Annotated in this window: 19 protein-coding genes; 10 read left to right on the forward strand and 9 right to left on the reverse strand. The window is 41.1% G+C overall.

Annotation, left to right across the window (positions count from 1 at the left end; all coding sequences use genetic code 11):
* The first annotated feature begins 10 nt into the window (after positions 1-10).
* Positions 11-388 carry a hypothetical protein gene (locus tag IQ276_RS06290; RefSeq protein WP_193924595.1) on the forward strand — a complete coding sequence of 126 codons (378 nt, stop codon included), beginning with the start codon at positions 11-13 and terminating at the stop codon, positions 386-388.
* A gap of 88 nt (positions 389-476) precedes the next feature.
* On the opposite strand, the gene IQ276_RS06295 is transcribed toward IQ276_RS06290, so the two are convergent.
* The 3 genes from IQ276_RS06295 to IQ276_RS06305 form a co-directional block, all read right to left on the reverse strand.
* Positions 477-959 (reverse strand): hydrogenase maturation protease, encoded by a 483-nt coding sequence (locus IQ276_RS06295; RefSeq protein WP_193921286.1) that lies wholly within the window; start codon positions 957-959, stop codon positions 477-479.
* A gap of 122 nt (positions 960-1,081) precedes the next feature.
* Entirely contained in the window at positions 1,082-1,558 is a 477-nt protein-coding gene (locus IQ276_RS06300; protein ID WP_193921284.1) for an HNH endonuclease, read from the reverse strand.
* Complete coding sequence (locus IQ276_RS06305) at positions 1,555-1,791, reverse strand: hypothetical protein (protein WP_193921282.1); 237 nt, start codon at positions 1,789-1,791, stop codon at positions 1,555-1,557. The genes IQ276_RS06300 and IQ276_RS06305 overlap by 4 nt, the downstream gene beginning before the upstream one ends.
* A gap of 191 nt (positions 1,792-1,982) precedes the next feature.
* Here IQ276_RS06305 and IQ276_RS06310 point away from each other — a divergent pair, with 191 nt between their 5' ends.
* The 3 genes from IQ276_RS06310 (at position 1,983) to IQ276_RS06320 (ending at position 2,937) form a co-directional block, all read left to right on the forward strand.
* Complete coding sequence (locus tag IQ276_RS06310; protein WP_373690619.1) at positions 1,983-2,159, forward strand: hypothetical protein; 177 nt, start codon at positions 1,983-1,985, stop codon at positions 2,157-2,159.
* Between the two features lie 89 nt (positions 2,160-2,248).
* Positions 2,249-2,524, forward strand: a complete 276-nt coding sequence (locus IQ276_RS06315) for a hypothetical protein (RefSeq protein ID WP_193921278.1) — start codon at positions 2,249-2,251, stop codon at positions 2,522-2,524.
* Positions 2,521-2,937 (forward strand): type II toxin-antitoxin system VapC family toxin, encoded by a 417-nt coding sequence (locus tag IQ276_RS06320; protein ID WP_193921276.1) that lies wholly within the window; start codon positions 2,521-2,523, stop codon positions 2,935-2,937. The genes IQ276_RS06315 and IQ276_RS06320 overlap by 4 nt, the downstream gene beginning before the upstream one ends.
* Before the next feature lie 72 nt (positions 2,938-3,009).
* Here the strand turns inward: IQ276_RS06320 and IQ276_RS06325 are convergent, their stop codons facing one another.
* Together IQ276_RS06325 and IQ276_RS06330 are read right to left on the reverse strand one after the other, a co-directional pair.
* Complete coding sequence (locus tag IQ276_RS06325; RefSeq protein ID WP_193921268.1) at positions 3,010-3,432, reverse strand: hypothetical protein; 423 nt, start codon at positions 3,430-3,432, stop codon at positions 3,010-3,012.
* A 154-nt stretch (positions 3,433-3,586) separates the two neighbouring features.
* A complete protein-coding gene (locus IQ276_RS06330) occupies positions 3,587-3,964 on the reverse strand; it encodes a 2TM domain-containing protein (RefSeq protein ID WP_193921266.1) in 378 nt (125 codons plus the stop codon).
* A 508-nt stretch (positions 3,965-4,472) separates the two neighbouring features.
* Here IQ276_RS06330 and IQ276_RS06335 point away from each other — a divergent pair.
* Entirely contained in the window at positions 4,473-5,201 is a 729-nt protein-coding gene (locus IQ276_RS06335; RefSeq protein WP_193921264.1) for a hypothetical protein, read from the forward strand.
* A gap of 46 nt (positions 5,202-5,247) precedes the next feature.
* Here IQ276_RS06335 and IQ276_RS06340 read toward each other — a convergent pair whose 3' ends face one another.
* From IQ276_RS06340 to IQ276_RS06355, 4 genes are all read right to left on the reverse strand, one after another.
* Complete coding sequence (locus IQ276_RS06340; protein WP_235115483.1) at positions 5,248-6,843, reverse strand: nickel-dependent hydrogenase large subunit; 1,596 nt, start codon at positions 6,841-6,843, stop codon at positions 5,248-5,250.
* Positions 6,844-6,956: 113 nt separating this feature from the next.
* A complete protein-coding gene (locus IQ276_RS06345; protein WP_190883131.1) occupies positions 6,957-7,919 on the reverse strand; it encodes a hydrogenase small subunit in 963 nt (320 codons plus the stop codon).
* Between the two features lie 609 nt (positions 7,920-8,528).
* Positions 8,529-8,750: an RpnC/YadD family protein gene (locus IQ276_RS06350; RefSeq protein WP_193924838.1), complete on the reverse strand. Its 222-nt coding sequence runs from the start codon at positions 8,748-8,750 to the stop codon at positions 8,529-8,531.
* A 93-nt stretch (positions 8,751-8,843) separates the two neighbouring features.
* Entirely contained in the window at positions 8,844-9,695 is an 852-nt protein-coding gene (locus IQ276_RS06355) for an Rpn family recombination-promoting nuclease/putative transposase (protein ID WP_193924836.1), read from the reverse strand.
* 565 nt (positions 9,696-10,260) lie between these two features.
* On the opposite strand from IQ276_RS06355, the gene IQ276_RS06360 reads away from it, so the two are divergent.
* The 5 genes from IQ276_RS06360 (at position 10,261) to IQ276_RS06380 (ending at position 14,349) form a co-directional block, all read left to right on the forward strand.
* Positions 10,261-11,235: a tetratricopeptide repeat protein gene (locus tag IQ276_RS06360; protein WP_193924834.1), complete on the forward strand. Its 975-nt coding sequence runs from the start codon at positions 10,261-10,263 to the stop codon at positions 11,233-11,235.
* A 151-nt stretch (positions 11,236-11,386) separates the two neighbouring features.
* Positions 11,387-11,653 carry an asr0689 family protein gene (locus tag IQ276_RS06365; protein ID WP_193921923.1) on the forward strand — a complete coding sequence of 89 codons (267 nt, stop codon included), beginning with the start codon at positions 11,387-11,389 and terminating at the stop codon, positions 11,651-11,653.
* Between the two features lie 8 nt (positions 11,654-11,661).
* A complete protein-coding gene (locus tag IQ276_RS06370; RefSeq protein WP_193921925.1) occupies positions 11,662-11,886 on the forward strand; it encodes a hypothetical protein in 225 nt (74 codons plus the stop codon).
* Positions 11,887-11,997: 111 nt separating this feature from the next.
* Positions 11,998-12,846 (forward strand): NifU family protein, encoded by an 849-nt coding sequence (locus IQ276_RS06375; RefSeq protein WP_193921927.1) that lies wholly within the window; start codon positions 11,998-12,000, stop codon positions 12,844-12,846.
* A gap of 291 nt (positions 12,847-13,137) precedes the next feature.
* The gene (locus IQ276_RS06380) at positions 13,138-14,349 is read left to right on the forward strand and encodes an NHL repeat-containing protein (RefSeq protein ID WP_193921929.1); all 1,212 of its coding nucleotides are present in this window, start codon (positions 13,138-13,140) and stop codon (positions 14,347-14,349) included.
* The last annotated feature ends 1 nt before the right edge of the window (position 14,350 follow it).

Raw genomic sequence — 14,350 nt, forward strand, 5'->3', positions numbered from 1 at the left:
CTCAAGAGAGATGGCTAGAAATATGTATTACTTAAATGGTGATGATTCACATCCTGTGCAACCGACATCGGCAGATATTATATTGCGGCAACAACTAGAGTATTCTATTAGTAAATACTTTTATGACGCTTGCGATCGCACAATTCAAAATCTCTTATCTAATTGTCGGTGGTATGTCACAACCCACGCCAGCGCTATGACATTAGTAATTGAATGTCCCGACCAAGTTACCAACTGGCGTATTCTACAACAAATAGTGCCAATGGGGACATTACTTAACCAAATTATCAGCAGTGCAAAAATCCGCGTCTGTCCCCCAGAAGGGCAAGGCGTAGCTTTTGAAATGAGGGTAGATGAATTGTCTGTATACCGTGATTTGGCGGGATGAGGGGCTGGGGACTGGGGAGATGAGGGAGATGAGGGAGATGAGGGAGTGAGGGATAAGAATTAATAACCAATGCCCTATGCCCTATGCCCTATGCCCTATGCCCTATGCCCACATCTTTGATAAGTGCAGCTACCTCTTCAAAAACCAAATCGGCAGAATGTTTCACGACAGGACTTAACTCTAGTCCCAAATCAAGGTTTGCCGCTTCAATTAAATAAACTGTCACATCTTCAGGAAAGTCATTTTGAAAGATTTTCCGTCCGGCGGCTAAAGCATTATCCCAACGAAAATCATGCAAATTATAACTAGGTTCCGGTAAAGCTTCTAGTTCTTTTCCTGGAACTTTAAACACGGCACCAGGCTCAGAATTAGTTGAACTTGCATCAATAATTACTAATTTTTTACTACCTCTAGCTTGAAACATTACTTCCATTCCTGCGGTGCCACAGTCATAAACTCGCACATCAGGATGAGGGTTTTGGGCTAGATATTTTTGTAGGCGTTGGGCGATGATTACGCCTACTGCGTCGTCATTGCGATTGAGATTTCCGCAACCAATAATAGTTAGCATGGGATAATATTTTATATTTTCTGGTTCCTATTCTGAATTGTGACTTCTATTAGCGCAGCTGGGCGTAGCCAATTCTGAATTTTTCTGTAATTTAGGCTACTCAGCTCGAAACCTAAATATTGTTAGACAATTTCTCCTGAAGAATCAGAATTTTCTTGGCGCGGGTCAGAACGGGGAGGGTGAAAGCCACCTTGCACCCAAAGTTGCCGAGATTTTTGTATAAAGCGATCAAGACGGCGTTCATCATTTAAATCAATTCGGTTGCAAGTAGCTCGATCGGTAGGTGTGATGCCGATAATTTTTGTACCATCCGCCGACCAGATAAAGTGTTCAGCCCACTGTTGGTGACGGGGATTAAATAAGGAGACTTCTTGTTCTGTTTCTGGGTCAATTCCTACTGTAAAATTATAGTGACGTTCATTGCACCGACGACAAGCTGAAGCCAAATTATCCACATCATCCGAACCCCCCAAGGATTGCGGCTTGATATGGTCGATTGTCAGGGGAGACGTGCTGAGAAATTCTGGATAATGGCAGTATTCGCACCTAAAATTAGCACGGTTTCGTACAAATTCTTGGATACTGTTAGGAATTGTCACGACCCAGATGCAATAGTAGCGTTTATGTAGCTAAAAATTGTGTCTAATTCTCCAATAGCCTCTAGCTCAATGGCTTCTTCTGATGTCAGTAAATCAGCTTTTTTCTTATCCAGAAGTTCTTGCAAACGCGAACCTAGTTCTTCAGTAAATTTGAAAAGATTGAGATTGTTGACTTTCTCGACTCGAATACCAGTCGTTAGCCAAGATGAGGGTTTAATTACTACTGGATTCATTGCGTTATTACAATTCAATATAATACTATTGTACTTACTTTAAAAGAGTTAGTAGCATATCCAGATTATAATATCATTTCCGGTATCAACTATAAATCTTGCTGTGACAGCATACACATCTCGATCTAGTAATAATCTCATGCTCAAATAGATACTAGGCGAATGTCTTCAGCCGCCACTAGCGCGATCGCATTAAACGCTTGGCAAAACAAAAGGGAATTTCAATGGAGCAAGAAGTCCGCGATTTGTTGCAAAAACGCTATGGACAACGCGATCGAGTGCTTACTCGTATTCGCAAACGGGCAAAGACGTTACCTATGGAATCAGAAAGTCATGTGCAGATTTGGAAATCAGAAGGACGATTCTGATGATTGATACGATGGTCTTTGCCACTAGCTTGAAACCATCAATTCTAAGATAAAATAGTTAAAAGCACTTATTTCAATATTTAAAGCAGATGAGTAATTTATCTACAGATAGGCTCAAATTGATTGAGGCGGTTAATGCTCTACCAGATGAAACATTAATTGAACTTGCAAACTTTGTTGACTATCTTCGTTACAAATTAACAAAACCAAGAGAATTACATAATCATAAATCTTCTTTTTTGATGTCTATTGCAGGATTGGGAACTTCTGGTGAAACTGATATTTCAGAACGGGATGAAGATATTTTAAAAGACGAGATCGATCCTCTGCGTGGTTGGGGTATCAAATCAGATAATCCCAGATGACAGCAATTTTAGATACCAGCTTTTTGTTTGCACTTACTGACAAGAGCGACCGCAATCACTGTCGTGTTGTTAATCTTGCTAAAACGCTCAGTGAGCCATTAATTTTACTTACTGTTGTCCTTCCCGAAGTTTGTTACCTGATTTCGTCAAGACTTGGACATCAAGTAATGCGCCGTTTTTTGATTGAACTTGCAGCAGCCAAAGATATTCAACTAAAATCACTCCTACCAGAAGACTTAGAGCGGATTAATGAAATTCTGGAAAAGTACTCTGACAGCCAGCTTGATTTTACAGATGCAGCAATTATTACATTTGCAGAAAGAAACAACATCACTCGCATTTTGACACTAGATCGTCGTGACTTTGAGCTTGTTCGTCCAAGACACTGTAATTACTTCGAGTTATTACCATAAAATACACAGTTACACTAGAGGCTTTGACTAGTAATACAGACAAAGCCTCTCAAAAAAATTATCAGCCGAAAACTAAAACTCTACACCATGTTTTTTGGAAATTTCAGTAAGTTTTTCCAACTGATGTTGTGATGCTTTAGTTAATATTGTTTGTGCGTCTTCTGGAGTTGTGCCTTCTTTAGGAATTAAATACTTCACATAAAGTGACACAAAATCAGCTGCGACAGCTAAACCTGATAAACCATGTTTGTCAGCTTCCTTACCAGCGATCGCTGCTACTAAACCTGCTTTAATTGGATCTGGTTTAACTTTCATAAACTGATCCACAAGCTTGGGAATATAATCTGCTGGTGGCAAATTAGCTAACTTACTTTTATCTGGAGTAAAGTTACATTCTGCGGCTTTTGCCTGTTCTAAAACACACCATTCTATGAATTCTTGCAATGCTGCATCGGAAACGCGAGGGAGATAATTATGTAGCGCTAAATCAGACACAAGCTCACCGTGTAAATTGCTGTTTTATGCAAATGCATTAAGCCAAGCCTAACGCACTGTTTCTAGAAGTTTTAGTGTGTTACGCTACAACTGTCGAATTAATAGTTAAACCGCTAGACAGTTAAGTTTATGTGCGCCATTTCTCAAAAGCTATCTAGTCATCCTCTGTTTTAGTCTGATAAACATTCCACCAATGAAAAAACAGTCCTAACCCCCATCCTAATACTGGGAAGATAGACCAAAAATAACTAGGACTAGTGATTAAATTCAGCAGTATTAGAAATAAATTCACTGCTATGAAGGAAATAAAGTGTTTCCAAAAGTCTCTGCGTCGTAAAGTATTAAATATGCCTCGCACAAGTTCTTCCTCTTGTTGAACTAACCACTTTTGTTCAGTCTTTTCCAAAGTATTAGCAGAAATACCTAACTCGGAGGCCATTTCTAGAAGCTGTTCTCGTGAAAATTCACCTTCTTGTCGATCAGTGAGTGCTATTTCCAGGATTTTTTGCACATCTTCTGAATTGTAAGACATTTGAATTACCTAATAATTTTGTCTGTAAGTGCGCGTTTTATTTAATGAATTTATCGAAGAGAATTGATAAATTCAGTTAGCGAACGCATCCACATATTGCACCCAATACTTAGTTGTATTCACACCATTATTAGTTTCTTACAATTGATTTATAGCTGCTGTATTTGTTAATACCTCTATATTGGTTTACCTCCAATCTAATTGGAAAATAAAACCCAAGATTGAGTTTCTGACTAGAGAGTAGTAGTTTGTCAACTTTAATTTAATCAAATTTGGGGGCTGGCTTTCTGAATCTGTCGTAGGGGCACAGCAATGCTGTGCCCTTACCGCGTAGTCTATTTACCTGAAAATAGCTGTGGAGCGCGATGTCTACGACGGGCTACCCCTACGCACAGATTGGCAATTCTTGTTCATTTCGTTGTTGTCTGCCGCCAATGGTAATTACCGTTAGACTGCATTGAAAGGTGGGAATAATTGCAAGGCTGGTATCTTGGAAAAATGGCGACCTATGGCAACTTTAAATGTTAATATTCCTCGGTTTTACTGCTACCTTCGCAAAGAGTTTCTCTACGATGGTAGCGCACATCACAATGAGTTCATTCAAGTTTGCGTATTTGGAGTTTCCTCAATTTCTGGCAGGGCACTTGGTTTTCATGTCCTGACTGATAATGGCGCTGTGATCTGGCGTTTACCAATAAATGCTCTATGTCACAAAATAAATGCGTCTTCAATGCCAGTTGATTACTTGCAGTTTTGGGACTGTTTTAGTTATGAGATCACCTGTACCAAATTTGATCGACTGGCTGAAAGTAGAGTTAAAGTTCATCTGAAAGATGGAGCTTGGGAAGGTGGACAGTATATGTTTACACTCGACTGGTATGGCAATGAAGATTCTGAAGAAGCGGGCGAAGGTGGGCATAAATGCGCTCACATTATTGCTTTGGATAATGGAAACTTTGGCGCTCAACCTAATAATCGGCTGCAATGGTTTTGCCCTGCCTTCGTTACACCTTTCAAAGAGAAGCCCGATTACATAACCAATACACGTGTTTGGAAAGTTGAACGAGAGCAAGAAACTTCCACTGGCTATTTCTATGATTCCAATCAGATGCACTCCCAAGAGCAAGTCAACTTGTATGCAAAAGGATCGCGAACACAAGCTGATTTGTCAAAGAATCAAACCTCCTGCAATGGTACACAGCACATAAGTGTTACTCCCGCTCTAACAGAGGATTAGAGCGGACGGACTAGCTGTTAGTACGACTAATGCACCCGATAACCAATTAAGCAGTCCGAAAACGCGCTAGTTCCTCACCAGTTTTGGCATCATGGGCATGGACTGTACACACTAAACAAGAATCAAACGATCGCGCCACATGACCAACTTCCACCGGATCGCTAGAATCGTAAATGGGTGTGCCAATTAAAGCTTCTTCAATGGGACCACGGATTCCTTCACCGTCACGAGGGCCAATATTCCAAGTACCAGGCGCAATCACTTGGTAATTTTTAATCTTACCGCCCTCTACTTCCACCCAATGACACAAAGAACCCCGCGCTGCTTCCGTTGCACCCCAACCCTTGCCATCTTTTTCTTTGGGTTTGATATACCAAGGGTCGTTTAATTTAAATTCGCGTAAACAGTGTTCGGCTTGGCGATATAACTTGACAATTTCGTGAACTCGTGCTAATTGACGCACATGAATACTAGCACCACCCATCCGCTTGAAGACATCGAGGATGAAGGGGTCGTAGTGTTGCCAAGATTCGCCGTGTTTGCCACCTGCGACTAATTGACGCGCTAAGGGACCGGCTTCTAAACGCCCGAAGTCTTTGTGGAGGACGGCACTTGCCCAAGAATAAGCGTTATCAAAGTCTTTGGTATTATTTGCAGTGGGTTTAGTGGTGCGATCGCCAGGATGAATATCCGCTGTCCCTTCATCGTACCAGGAGTGAGTCGTATTCTCGCGGGTAAAGGACTGATCCATTAAGGTGTGAGTGTCTGCGAAGCTGTCATACACTCCACTTTTCATAATCATCGCCGCGTTTCGTCCTTCAATGGTCGGCTTTTGGTATTTATCTTCATGGGCTAAATATCCCCAAGTGACATATTTACCAACACCAGCACCATATCTATCTAAACCGATGTCTAAACCCATGCGCCAATAAAAACCCAAGTCGGATTCTCGATGATTGCGGTCTTCATCCAACCAGTCTAAAAAGTCATCATAACTTTGGATTTCTTCGTACCGTTCTAAAGAACAACCCAACCACACTGGTTCTAACCAATTGGTGCGGAAATATTCCAGAATTGCCCAAGCGCGGGTAATGTCTGTGAGTGTGGGGGCGCACATCACACCACCGGGCACCATATAACTGCTGTGGGGCCATTGTCCGCCCAATAGTGCATAAATTTCTACAGGTTTGGCGGAAATTGTTATGCCTAATTCGTAAGATTTACCAGTGAAGGCAGCAAAGCGTCTGGTAGCTTCGTCATAAAAGCGACTATGGCGGTATTTTTTATTAGTTAAGTCAATGGCAAACAATCCATAAAAATAACGAGGAATACTTTGGATTGTTTCCACAATTTGACCGAGATTTCTGGCCAAAATTGCATTGCGTGGAACTTCTGTTTCCCAAGCTGTATCTAATGCCCAAGATGCACAAGTTAAGTGAGAACCACCGCAAATTCCGCAAATTCGAGGCGTGACAATTAATCCGGCTTGGGGGTCTTTACCGCGTAAGATAACTTCAAATCCGCGAAATAGTTCGGCATGAGTCCAAGCATTGACTACCCGCCCATGTTCGATATCAACTCGCACATCTAAATCGCCTTCAACTCTACCAACGGGCGATATATCTAATGATTGAATTGTCATTTCTCCTCTCCTTTAATTATTAGGGGGAGTGGGGAGTGGGGAGTAGGGAGTGGGGGAAATTCATATATTCCCCAGTCCCCAGTCCCCAGTCCCCAGTCCCCAGTCCCCATTTCCTAAACTGTAAAAAAGTCTTCTTCTGCCCAAGGTGGTGCTGCATCTTTTGCCACCATTGTGAGTAAGGCGTAGTCTTTTTTGTTGACTCCTGGCGGTAATTCTTTAGGAACCCCCATGACTGTTTGGGTTTTAAATACGGTTCCTGGTTTGAGGTCAAAAAAGGGAAATTCTGGTTCTGTGCAACCTAAACAAGGCATTCCGGCGCGGGTTTTGGAGGAGACGCGATTCCATAGGATGCGGTTGCAGGAGGAATGGGTCATGGGACCGCGACAACCCAAATCATAAAATAGGCAGCCTTTACGCTGACCAAATTCGGCGGTTGATGCTTTGTAGGCAAAGTGGACGTTGCGGGTACAACCTGTTTGGGTGTAGGTGTTGAAGAAGGTTTGAGGACGATGCAGTTCATCCAAAGCTATGTCGGCGATGCGTCCGGTGGCGATCGCCACTAATATCTGCGTAATCCAATCGGGATGTGCGGGACATCCAGGTATGTTAATTACTGGTAATCCGGCTTGGGAGACGAAATCTTTGCCTAAAAAGCCACCTTCTTGACGCTTGAGATACTGCAAGCCTTCCGATTCGCTGGGGTTGGGTGACATGGCGGGAATTCCTCCCCAGGTGGCACAGTCGCCCACAGCGACGATAAATTGGGCAACTTTGGCCAGATCTGCTAACCAATCTTTCATGGGGCGATCGGCAAACCGATTCCATTCGCCAGTGCCATTGGGCGCGTTGACAACGCTGCCTTCAAATACCAAAATATCTAGGGGAATTGTGCCAGAAATGCAATCCCGCAGCAGTGCTTGTAAGTTATCGCCTAATTCCAATCCTAAGGATGGATGCCAAAGTATCTTGATGCCAAAGTCGGCAATTAAATCGCAGACCGTCGGTTCTTCGGCGTTGAGAAATGACATGGTGTTGCCTGAACAAGCACCACCTTGTAGCCATAGTACGTTAGTCATAGGCTATGTATTTTCTATTGTTTCCCATGCATGATGTAGGTGATAATGCTTGTAAAGTCTCACCTGCTTATCAATATTTGTTTTTTAATACTAAGATAGTTTTTTCTTTAATTCACTTTCATTAAAAAAGAATTAATTATTAACAATAACTGAGATTTAATTAAGATTATTTTAAAGGGACATATCTGTTATATATGTAACATATTGAAGAAATAAAAATAGTAAAAATAAAATTGCTTTTTGGTTTTCACTCCTGGCATTAAACAACCTAACATTGCCTAACTTATTGCGGTTAAAAATATGAAATTATTAATAACAATTACTGCCAATTATCAATCCGTGCGAAAGTATGAGTATTTTAATACCATTTCACGAAATACCTGATACAGATACATAGCTAGGGGCGTACATCGCCCCTCCCCTTACCAAGGGGCTACGGTGTACACACAAGTTTGAAGCAGCTTAAAAACCTGGATTTTACCCCACCCTAACCCTCCCCGATGGATTGGGGAGGGAACTGGATTTCCGGCTTCCCCCCTTTCCAAGGGGGGATTGAGGGGGGTAATTCGACTTGTGTGTACACCGTAGCTCAGCTATATATTAGTTGTTTTAAGATTTTGGTTGTGCAGCTTGCCTAACAACTTGTTCGTCCAAGCCTAAGGCTTGAGCTATCTGCTCAATACTGAACCCAAACGCTAATAACTGGGGTATCGTTTCTAACTTACCTTCTTGCTTAGCTTCTTCAAAAACTTCTTGCTTACCTTCTTTTTTACCTTCTTCAAAAACATCTTGGAAAAATCTAGTTTGCCTCAAGTCATTTAATTCAAACATTTTTCCGATCTCCTCCTAGCTCAATTGCAGGAACTTGTAGATTAATATCGTCTCTATTCAAGGCACTGTTAAGCCTTCGCGCACCCTATTGTTTTAAGATTTTGGTTGTGCAGCTTGTCTAACAAGTTGTTCGTCCAAACCTAACACTTGAGCTATCTGCTCAATACTTAAACCCAGCCCTAATAACTGAGGTATCGTTTCTAACTTACCTTCTTGTTTACCTTCTTGTCTACCTTCTTGTCTACCTTCTTGTCTACCTTCTTCTCTACCTTCTTGTTTGCCTTCTTGTTTACCTTCTGCAAAAACATCTTGGTAAAATCTAGTTTGCTTTAACTCATTTAATCCAAACATTTTTCCTATCTCCTCCTGGGTCAATCGCGGCAACTTGTAAATTAATATCGTCTCTATCAATTGTATAATTTCCCTAATAGTAGCGACATCTGGGATTTGCTGTCGGGCACTGTTGACTATTTCTATAGCTTTTGTTGTCGCAGTTGATTCAGGTTCAACGATCAGCTTAACTGTTTGTATGCCGATTGATGATGCTTCTATTGAGCTTAATTCGTCAAGATAGACGAGAGTCACTCGTTGTGAGTTGAGTATTTCTGTATATCTTTCGGTATTTCCAGTATCAACGCTGCGGTTCGGGAAGATGACAACACCACGCCAATTGTTAGTTAATTCGGTTTTGTCGAGATAGTTAAAGATTTCGGTGAATAAACATGAGTATAATTTTTTGTCTGGTTGAAATTGGACTTCGGCAAAATAAATCGGTAAGTCTGGTGTATTTGGCAGGAATACGCCATCGATTCTAAATGCCAGTTGTTTGACTTCCACTGAGGAAAATTGATAAGCACTAGCTAATTGTGCTGGTTGGTTAATCAGTTCAAAGAAAGTGCTGGGGATACTTTGGAAGATGCGATAAAAGATACTGTCTGTTTTCAAGGGAGCTTGTTCTACAATTGATAAACATATTTTACACCTCGGTGTTCATCTGCGTAGGCGTAGCCCGTCGTAGACATCGCTAACTCAAATTTGGCATCGAATCACTTTGATAATTAATGCCTTGATTCTATTTTTATTTGGTCGTAGTGCATTATCCAATGTCATAAAAGTTGCCTATAAAGATATTGCATATATGTATGTCAAGAATTCCATAAAGAATATTTGGATTGTGTTAGGTGATGATACAAAAAGTATTTTGAAAATATCAGGTGTTTAAAGCTGACATTAATATTGGCAATTTCCCCCTAGAATTTGAGAAATAGGGTGTTTTATATTTTAGGGATTGGAGATTAGGTATTGGAGATTGGGTACTGGGTGCTGGGAAAACTTTTCCCTAATCCCCAGTCACCAGTCCCCAGTCCCTAATCCCTAAAGGGGAATTCCGCCAAAAGGACTCGAAGCCTGCGTAAATCAGTATGGCCCGTGATGAGATGCCAAAGGGCGTCTTAATCATTCGTGGGTGTCAAGAGACTCAATACCCAATTGGCTAGAGTACGGCAGAGTTATGACCCCTAGCATTACAGATTCAGCAGTGAAGGCTGCGATCGCGGCTGTTGCATCGGAGTCAGCCTCAGCAGATGAAAAAATCCAAATGCTGATTGAGATCGCCCAAGGCTTTCAAAAAAAGCCCAAAACAGCCCAAGATTTGCGGAATGCAGTTAGCTTGTATTACCGGGCTTATGAGATGTGTGGTGAGGAGTTCCCCCTATTAAAAGCCAGGGCGCAAGTGGGGATGTCAGGAACGTTACAGGCAATACCGGATGTTAGCACACAACTGCTGCTGCAAGCGAAAATCGGTTATGAAGAAGCGCTACCGATTTTACAACAATTAGCTTCGCCGGAGGAAGTGGCAGAGACACAGATGAATTTTGGGCTGGTCTTACAGTCACTTGTACCGTATAATTTAGCGCGGATAACTGATAGTATCCAAGCTTATCATGAGGCTTTGCGGGTATTTACATGGCAGGATTACCCGCAAGAATATGCCATTTTATACAACAATATTGCGATCGCTTATCTTTCCATGCCCTTAGCATCGGAACGGGAATACTTGCGTCAAGGGCTAGCAGTGCAATCATTTGAGGTGGCGCTAAAGCATATTAATCTGATTGATCATCCCAGAGAATATGCGATGTTGCAAAATAATTTGGGTAACGCTTTGCAATATTTAGTGAGTTCCCATCCTGTGGAGAATAACTTAAGAGCGATCGTAGCTTATGACGAAGCCCTAAAAGTCCGTAACTCCAAAGATACACCCTTAGAGTACGCTAACACAATTTCCAACAAAGCCAACGCCTTATTCAACTTACCCGACGATCCAGAAAAACCAGAAGCTGGTAATCCTAAAAATCTCTTACAAGCGCGTGCATACTATCAACAAGCTTTAGAAATATTTGCCAAATCTGAACAGATGGAACAAGCAGAAATAGTAACTAAAGCGTTACAAGACTTGGAATTAGAAATAGGGAATAGGGAATAGGAAATAGGGAATAGGGAATAGGGCATGGGGCATGGGGCATTGGGCGGGAGGGAAAGGTGAGAAGCTTTTTATAATCTCCTCACACTCCCTCATCTCCCTCATCCCCCTCATCTCCCCACTCCCCTAACTTAATTAAGGAGAAAAACAGAGAATGCAAGAAATTTTGACAAGCCAGACTATCAGAGATTTTCTCACAAGTTTAGCAGCAGGTGATCTGAACATAGCAACAGGATTAGTTTGGCTAGTCACGGCAACAGTCTTATCTATGATTGGCGGTGCGATTGGCGGGATGCTATTAGCTGGAAAAGATATAGGTTATCAGTTCTCAGCAATGCTTGGTGCCTTATTTGCTCCTGCTGGCGTAATTCCCGCCATTATTTTAGGGTTAGTCATACTAAATTTATTGACAAATTATTAGGAGTAAACATGTTAGAAATTGGGTGGTTTTCTGCCAAGTTGTTTTTCAAGGGAAAGCTACTGCGCGACCCCATATATTTTATCCAGCGAACTGCTATTGCTACTGCTGTAGGTTCGCTACTGCTAGTGTTATTTGCACAAGCCGAAATTCCCTTCTGCTTACCAGTAACATTATCTAGCTTAGTGACAGGCATGATTATGCCATTTCTCCTCAAAGATTTCAAAATGAAGTGAATTGTCATTGGTCATTGGTCATTTTAAAATAACCAATGCCCTACGCCCAAAATTGGGTTTGCAATTTTAGATTGTTCAATCCAAAATCCAAAATCCAAAATCTAAAATTCCATGTCCAACCTTGAAGAATTAGTTCAGGAAATTAACCGCTTTGAGGCAATTATATCCGAGTGGGATGAAAGCCAACGGTGTGTAGCAGTAGGCTTAAAAAGAGCAATTGAAGCTTTGCACAAAGCAGCATTGACTAATTTGATTAAAAACCTAAAACAAGAATCAATGCCAGCTTTGCGTCATGCTGTTAGTGATGAAGTAGTATATGCAGTATTGCTTTATCACGAATTAGTTAAACCACCAAAACCACCACTAGCGGAGCGCATTCAGACAGCCCTTGAAGAAGTTCGCCCAGGGCTAAAAAGCCATAACGGGGATATAGAATTAGTGGAAATTAAACCACCAGATACAGTAGAAGTTAGGTTAATAGGAACTTGCAGCAGTTGTCCAGCTTCTACTTTAACTTTATCTCAGGGAGTAGAACAAGCAATTAAAAACCATTGTCCTGAAATCACCAAGGTTATCGCTGTCAATCATAACTCTACTGTTAATACTGCAAATTCTAGTTTAATCAGTCCATTTTCTGGGCGATTAACTTCTACTTGGATAAAAGTAGCAACTCTCGAACAAGTTCCTGAATTAGGTGTGTTAGCAGTACAACTTGCTGGTACTTCGCTAATTTTACATCGCCAAGGTGTTAAGTTTACTTGTTACCGTAATGCTTGCGCTCATCTAGGCAATCCTTTGGAAGATGGTAAGGTTGAAAATGGTATTCTTACTTGTCCTTACCACGGATTTCAGTACAATTTAGAGAGGGGTGAATGTTTAACTGCACCTGATGTTTCGCTTCAGTCATATCCAGTAAAGATTAAAGGTGATAAGGTCTTTGTGAAACTGCAAAAATTTTGACATATATGGGACTTACTCAAGTGTCATATTTTTGTTCGTAGAGGTTGAAATAATTCAAAAGTCAAGAGTCAAAAACCGAAAATTTTTACTCTTGACTGTGAACTGAATTATACCTGCGATCGCATTTATCAATTTTTTTCTCACGCAGAGGCGCAGAAAGGAGAACTCAAAGAAAGACTTTTGTAAAAAGTTCATTGATTATTTTATATCAAAAACCTCATAATGTTACTGTTGTTACATGCTGTTAAGGATTAATGTTTTTAAATATTTATCAGCCTCTATTTGCGGTTCATGGATATCCCAATTACAATTCATCCCATATCACAATTACCGCCAGAAGCAACAGCAATTCCTCAAAGCTTACCTTTTTCATCTCAGGGTGCAGAGGTAATTTTAGGTAATATTATTCAAGCAGAACAATTAGTGATACCTGTAGCACCCAGTCCGACTACAATGTTTGGGCCTCGTGGTGCTTGTTTGTTTTCAAATGGGCTATTGTGGGTGTCAGATACAGGACATCATCGATTATTGGGATGGCGGAATTTACCTACTCAAGATAGTCAAGCAGCTGATTGGGTAATTGGGCAACCTGACTTTTATCATGAAGGACAAAATGCTAAAGGTACAATTGGAAGAAGTACTTTAAATGTACCAACTGGTATTTGTAGTTGTGGCGAAGGTTTAGCTGTGGCAGATGCTTGGAATCATAGAGTTTTAATTTGGAAAAATTTACCACAGGATAGTAATGTACCAGCAGATTTGGTATTAGGACAAGTTAATTTTATTGATAACGAACCAAATAGGGGAACTCAACAAGCATCTGCCAGTACAATGCATTGGCCTTATGGTGTTTTATATCATCAAGGACAGCTATTTGTTGCTGATACAGGAAATCGCAGGGTATTAATTTGGCATCAATTACCAACAGAAAATGGGCAACCTGCTGATTTAGTTTTGGGACAACCAGATATGATATCTCGCAATGAAAATGGCGGTGGTTCTCCAACCGCAGCGAGTATGCGTTGGTGTCACGACATCACTTTTTGGGGAGAAAATCTGGTTGTCAGCGATGCGGGCAATAACCGTGTCATGATTTGGCAAGGAATACCCACGGAAAATAATACTCCTTGTGCAGTGGTTTTAGGGCAAAAAAACTTTAATTGTGTGGAAATGAATCAAGGGGTTTATTATCCTAATGCTAGTAGCTTGAGTATGCCTTATGGTGTTGGAATAGCTGGGGAGTGGTTAGTAGTTGCGGATACTGCAAATTCTCGGCTGTTAGGATGGAGAAAGCCAGAATCAATTTTATCACTGCAAGGTGCAACGGCAGATGCCATTACCGGACAAATGAATTTTCAAAGTAAAGGTGAAAATCGGAATTTTGGATTACCAAAACGAGATAGTTTCAATTGGTGTTACGGCATAAAAATTTGTGGCAAGACGGCAGTAATAGCTGATTCTGGAAATAATCGAATTTTGCTGTGGCAGTTTAATAATTCGTAAT

Source organism: Desmonostoc muscorum LEGE 12446 (assembly GCF_015207005.2).
In the GTDB taxonomy this organism is placed as follows: domain Bacteria; phylum Cyanobacteriota; class Cyanobacteriia; order Cyanobacteriales; family Nostocaceae; genus Nostoc; species Nostoc muscorum.

What these genes read in the sequence shown, in the direction of transcription:
- IQ276_RS06290 (WP_193924595.1), top strand. Translation starts at nt 11, where the DNA reads ATGGCTAGAAATATGTATTACTTAAATGGTGATGATTCACATCCTGTG.
- IQ276_RS06295 (WP_193921286.1), bottom strand. Translation starts at nt 959, where the DNA reads ATGCTAACTATTATTGGTTGCGGAAATCTCAATCGCAATGACGACGCA.
- IQ276_RS06305 (WP_193921282.1), bottom strand. Translation starts at nt 1,791, where the DNA reads ATGAATCCAGTAGTAATTAAACCCTCATCTTGGCTAACGACTGGTATT.
- IQ276_RS06315 (WP_193921278.1), top strand. Translation starts at nt 2,249, where the DNA reads ATGAGTAATTTATCTACAGATAGGCTCAAATTGATTGAGGCGGTTAAT.
- IQ276_RS06320 (WP_193921276.1), top strand. Translation starts at nt 2,521, where the DNA reads ATGACAGCAATTTTAGATACCAGCTTTTTGTTTGCACTTACTGACAAG.
- IQ276_RS06330 (WP_193921266.1), bottom strand. Translation starts at nt 3,964, where the DNA reads ATGTCTTACAATTCAGAAGATGTGCAAAAAATCCTGGAAATAGCACTC.
- IQ276_RS06335 (WP_193921264.1), top strand. Translation starts at nt 4,473, where the DNA reads ATGGCAACTTTAAATGTTAATATTCCTCGGTTTTACTGCTACCTTCGC.
- IQ276_RS06340 (WP_235115483.1), bottom strand. Translation starts at nt 6,843, where the DNA reads ATGACAATTCAATCATTAGATATATCGCCCGTTGGTAGAGTTGAAGGC.
- IQ276_RS06345 (WP_190883131.1), bottom strand. Translation starts at nt 7,919, where the DNA reads ATGACTAACGTACTATGGCTACAAGGTGGTGCTTGTTCAGGCAACACC.
- IQ276_RS06350 (WP_193924838.1), bottom strand. Translation starts at nt 8,750, where the DNA reads ATGTTTGAATTAAATGACTTGAGGCAAACTAGATTTTTCCAAGATGTT.
- IQ276_RS06360 (WP_193924834.1), top strand. Translation starts at nt 10,261, where the DNA reads ATGACCCCTAGCATTACAGATTCAGCAGTGAAGGCTGCGATCGCGGCT.
- IQ276_RS06365 (WP_193921923.1), top strand. Translation starts at nt 11,387, where the DNA reads ATGCAAGAAATTTTGACAAGCCAGACTATCAGAGATTTTCTCACAAGT.
- IQ276_RS06370 (WP_193921925.1), top strand. Translation starts at nt 11,662, where the DNA reads ATGTTAGAAATTGGGTGGTTTTCTGCCAAGTTGTTTTTCAAGGGAAAG.
- IQ276_RS06375 (WP_193921927.1), top strand. Translation starts at nt 11,998, where the DNA reads ATGTCCAACCTTGAAGAATTAGTTCAGGAAATTAACCGCTTTGAGGCA.
- IQ276_RS06380 (WP_193921929.1), top strand. Translation starts at nt 13,138, where the DNA reads ATGGATATCCCAATTACAATTCATCCCATATCACAATTACCGCCAGAA.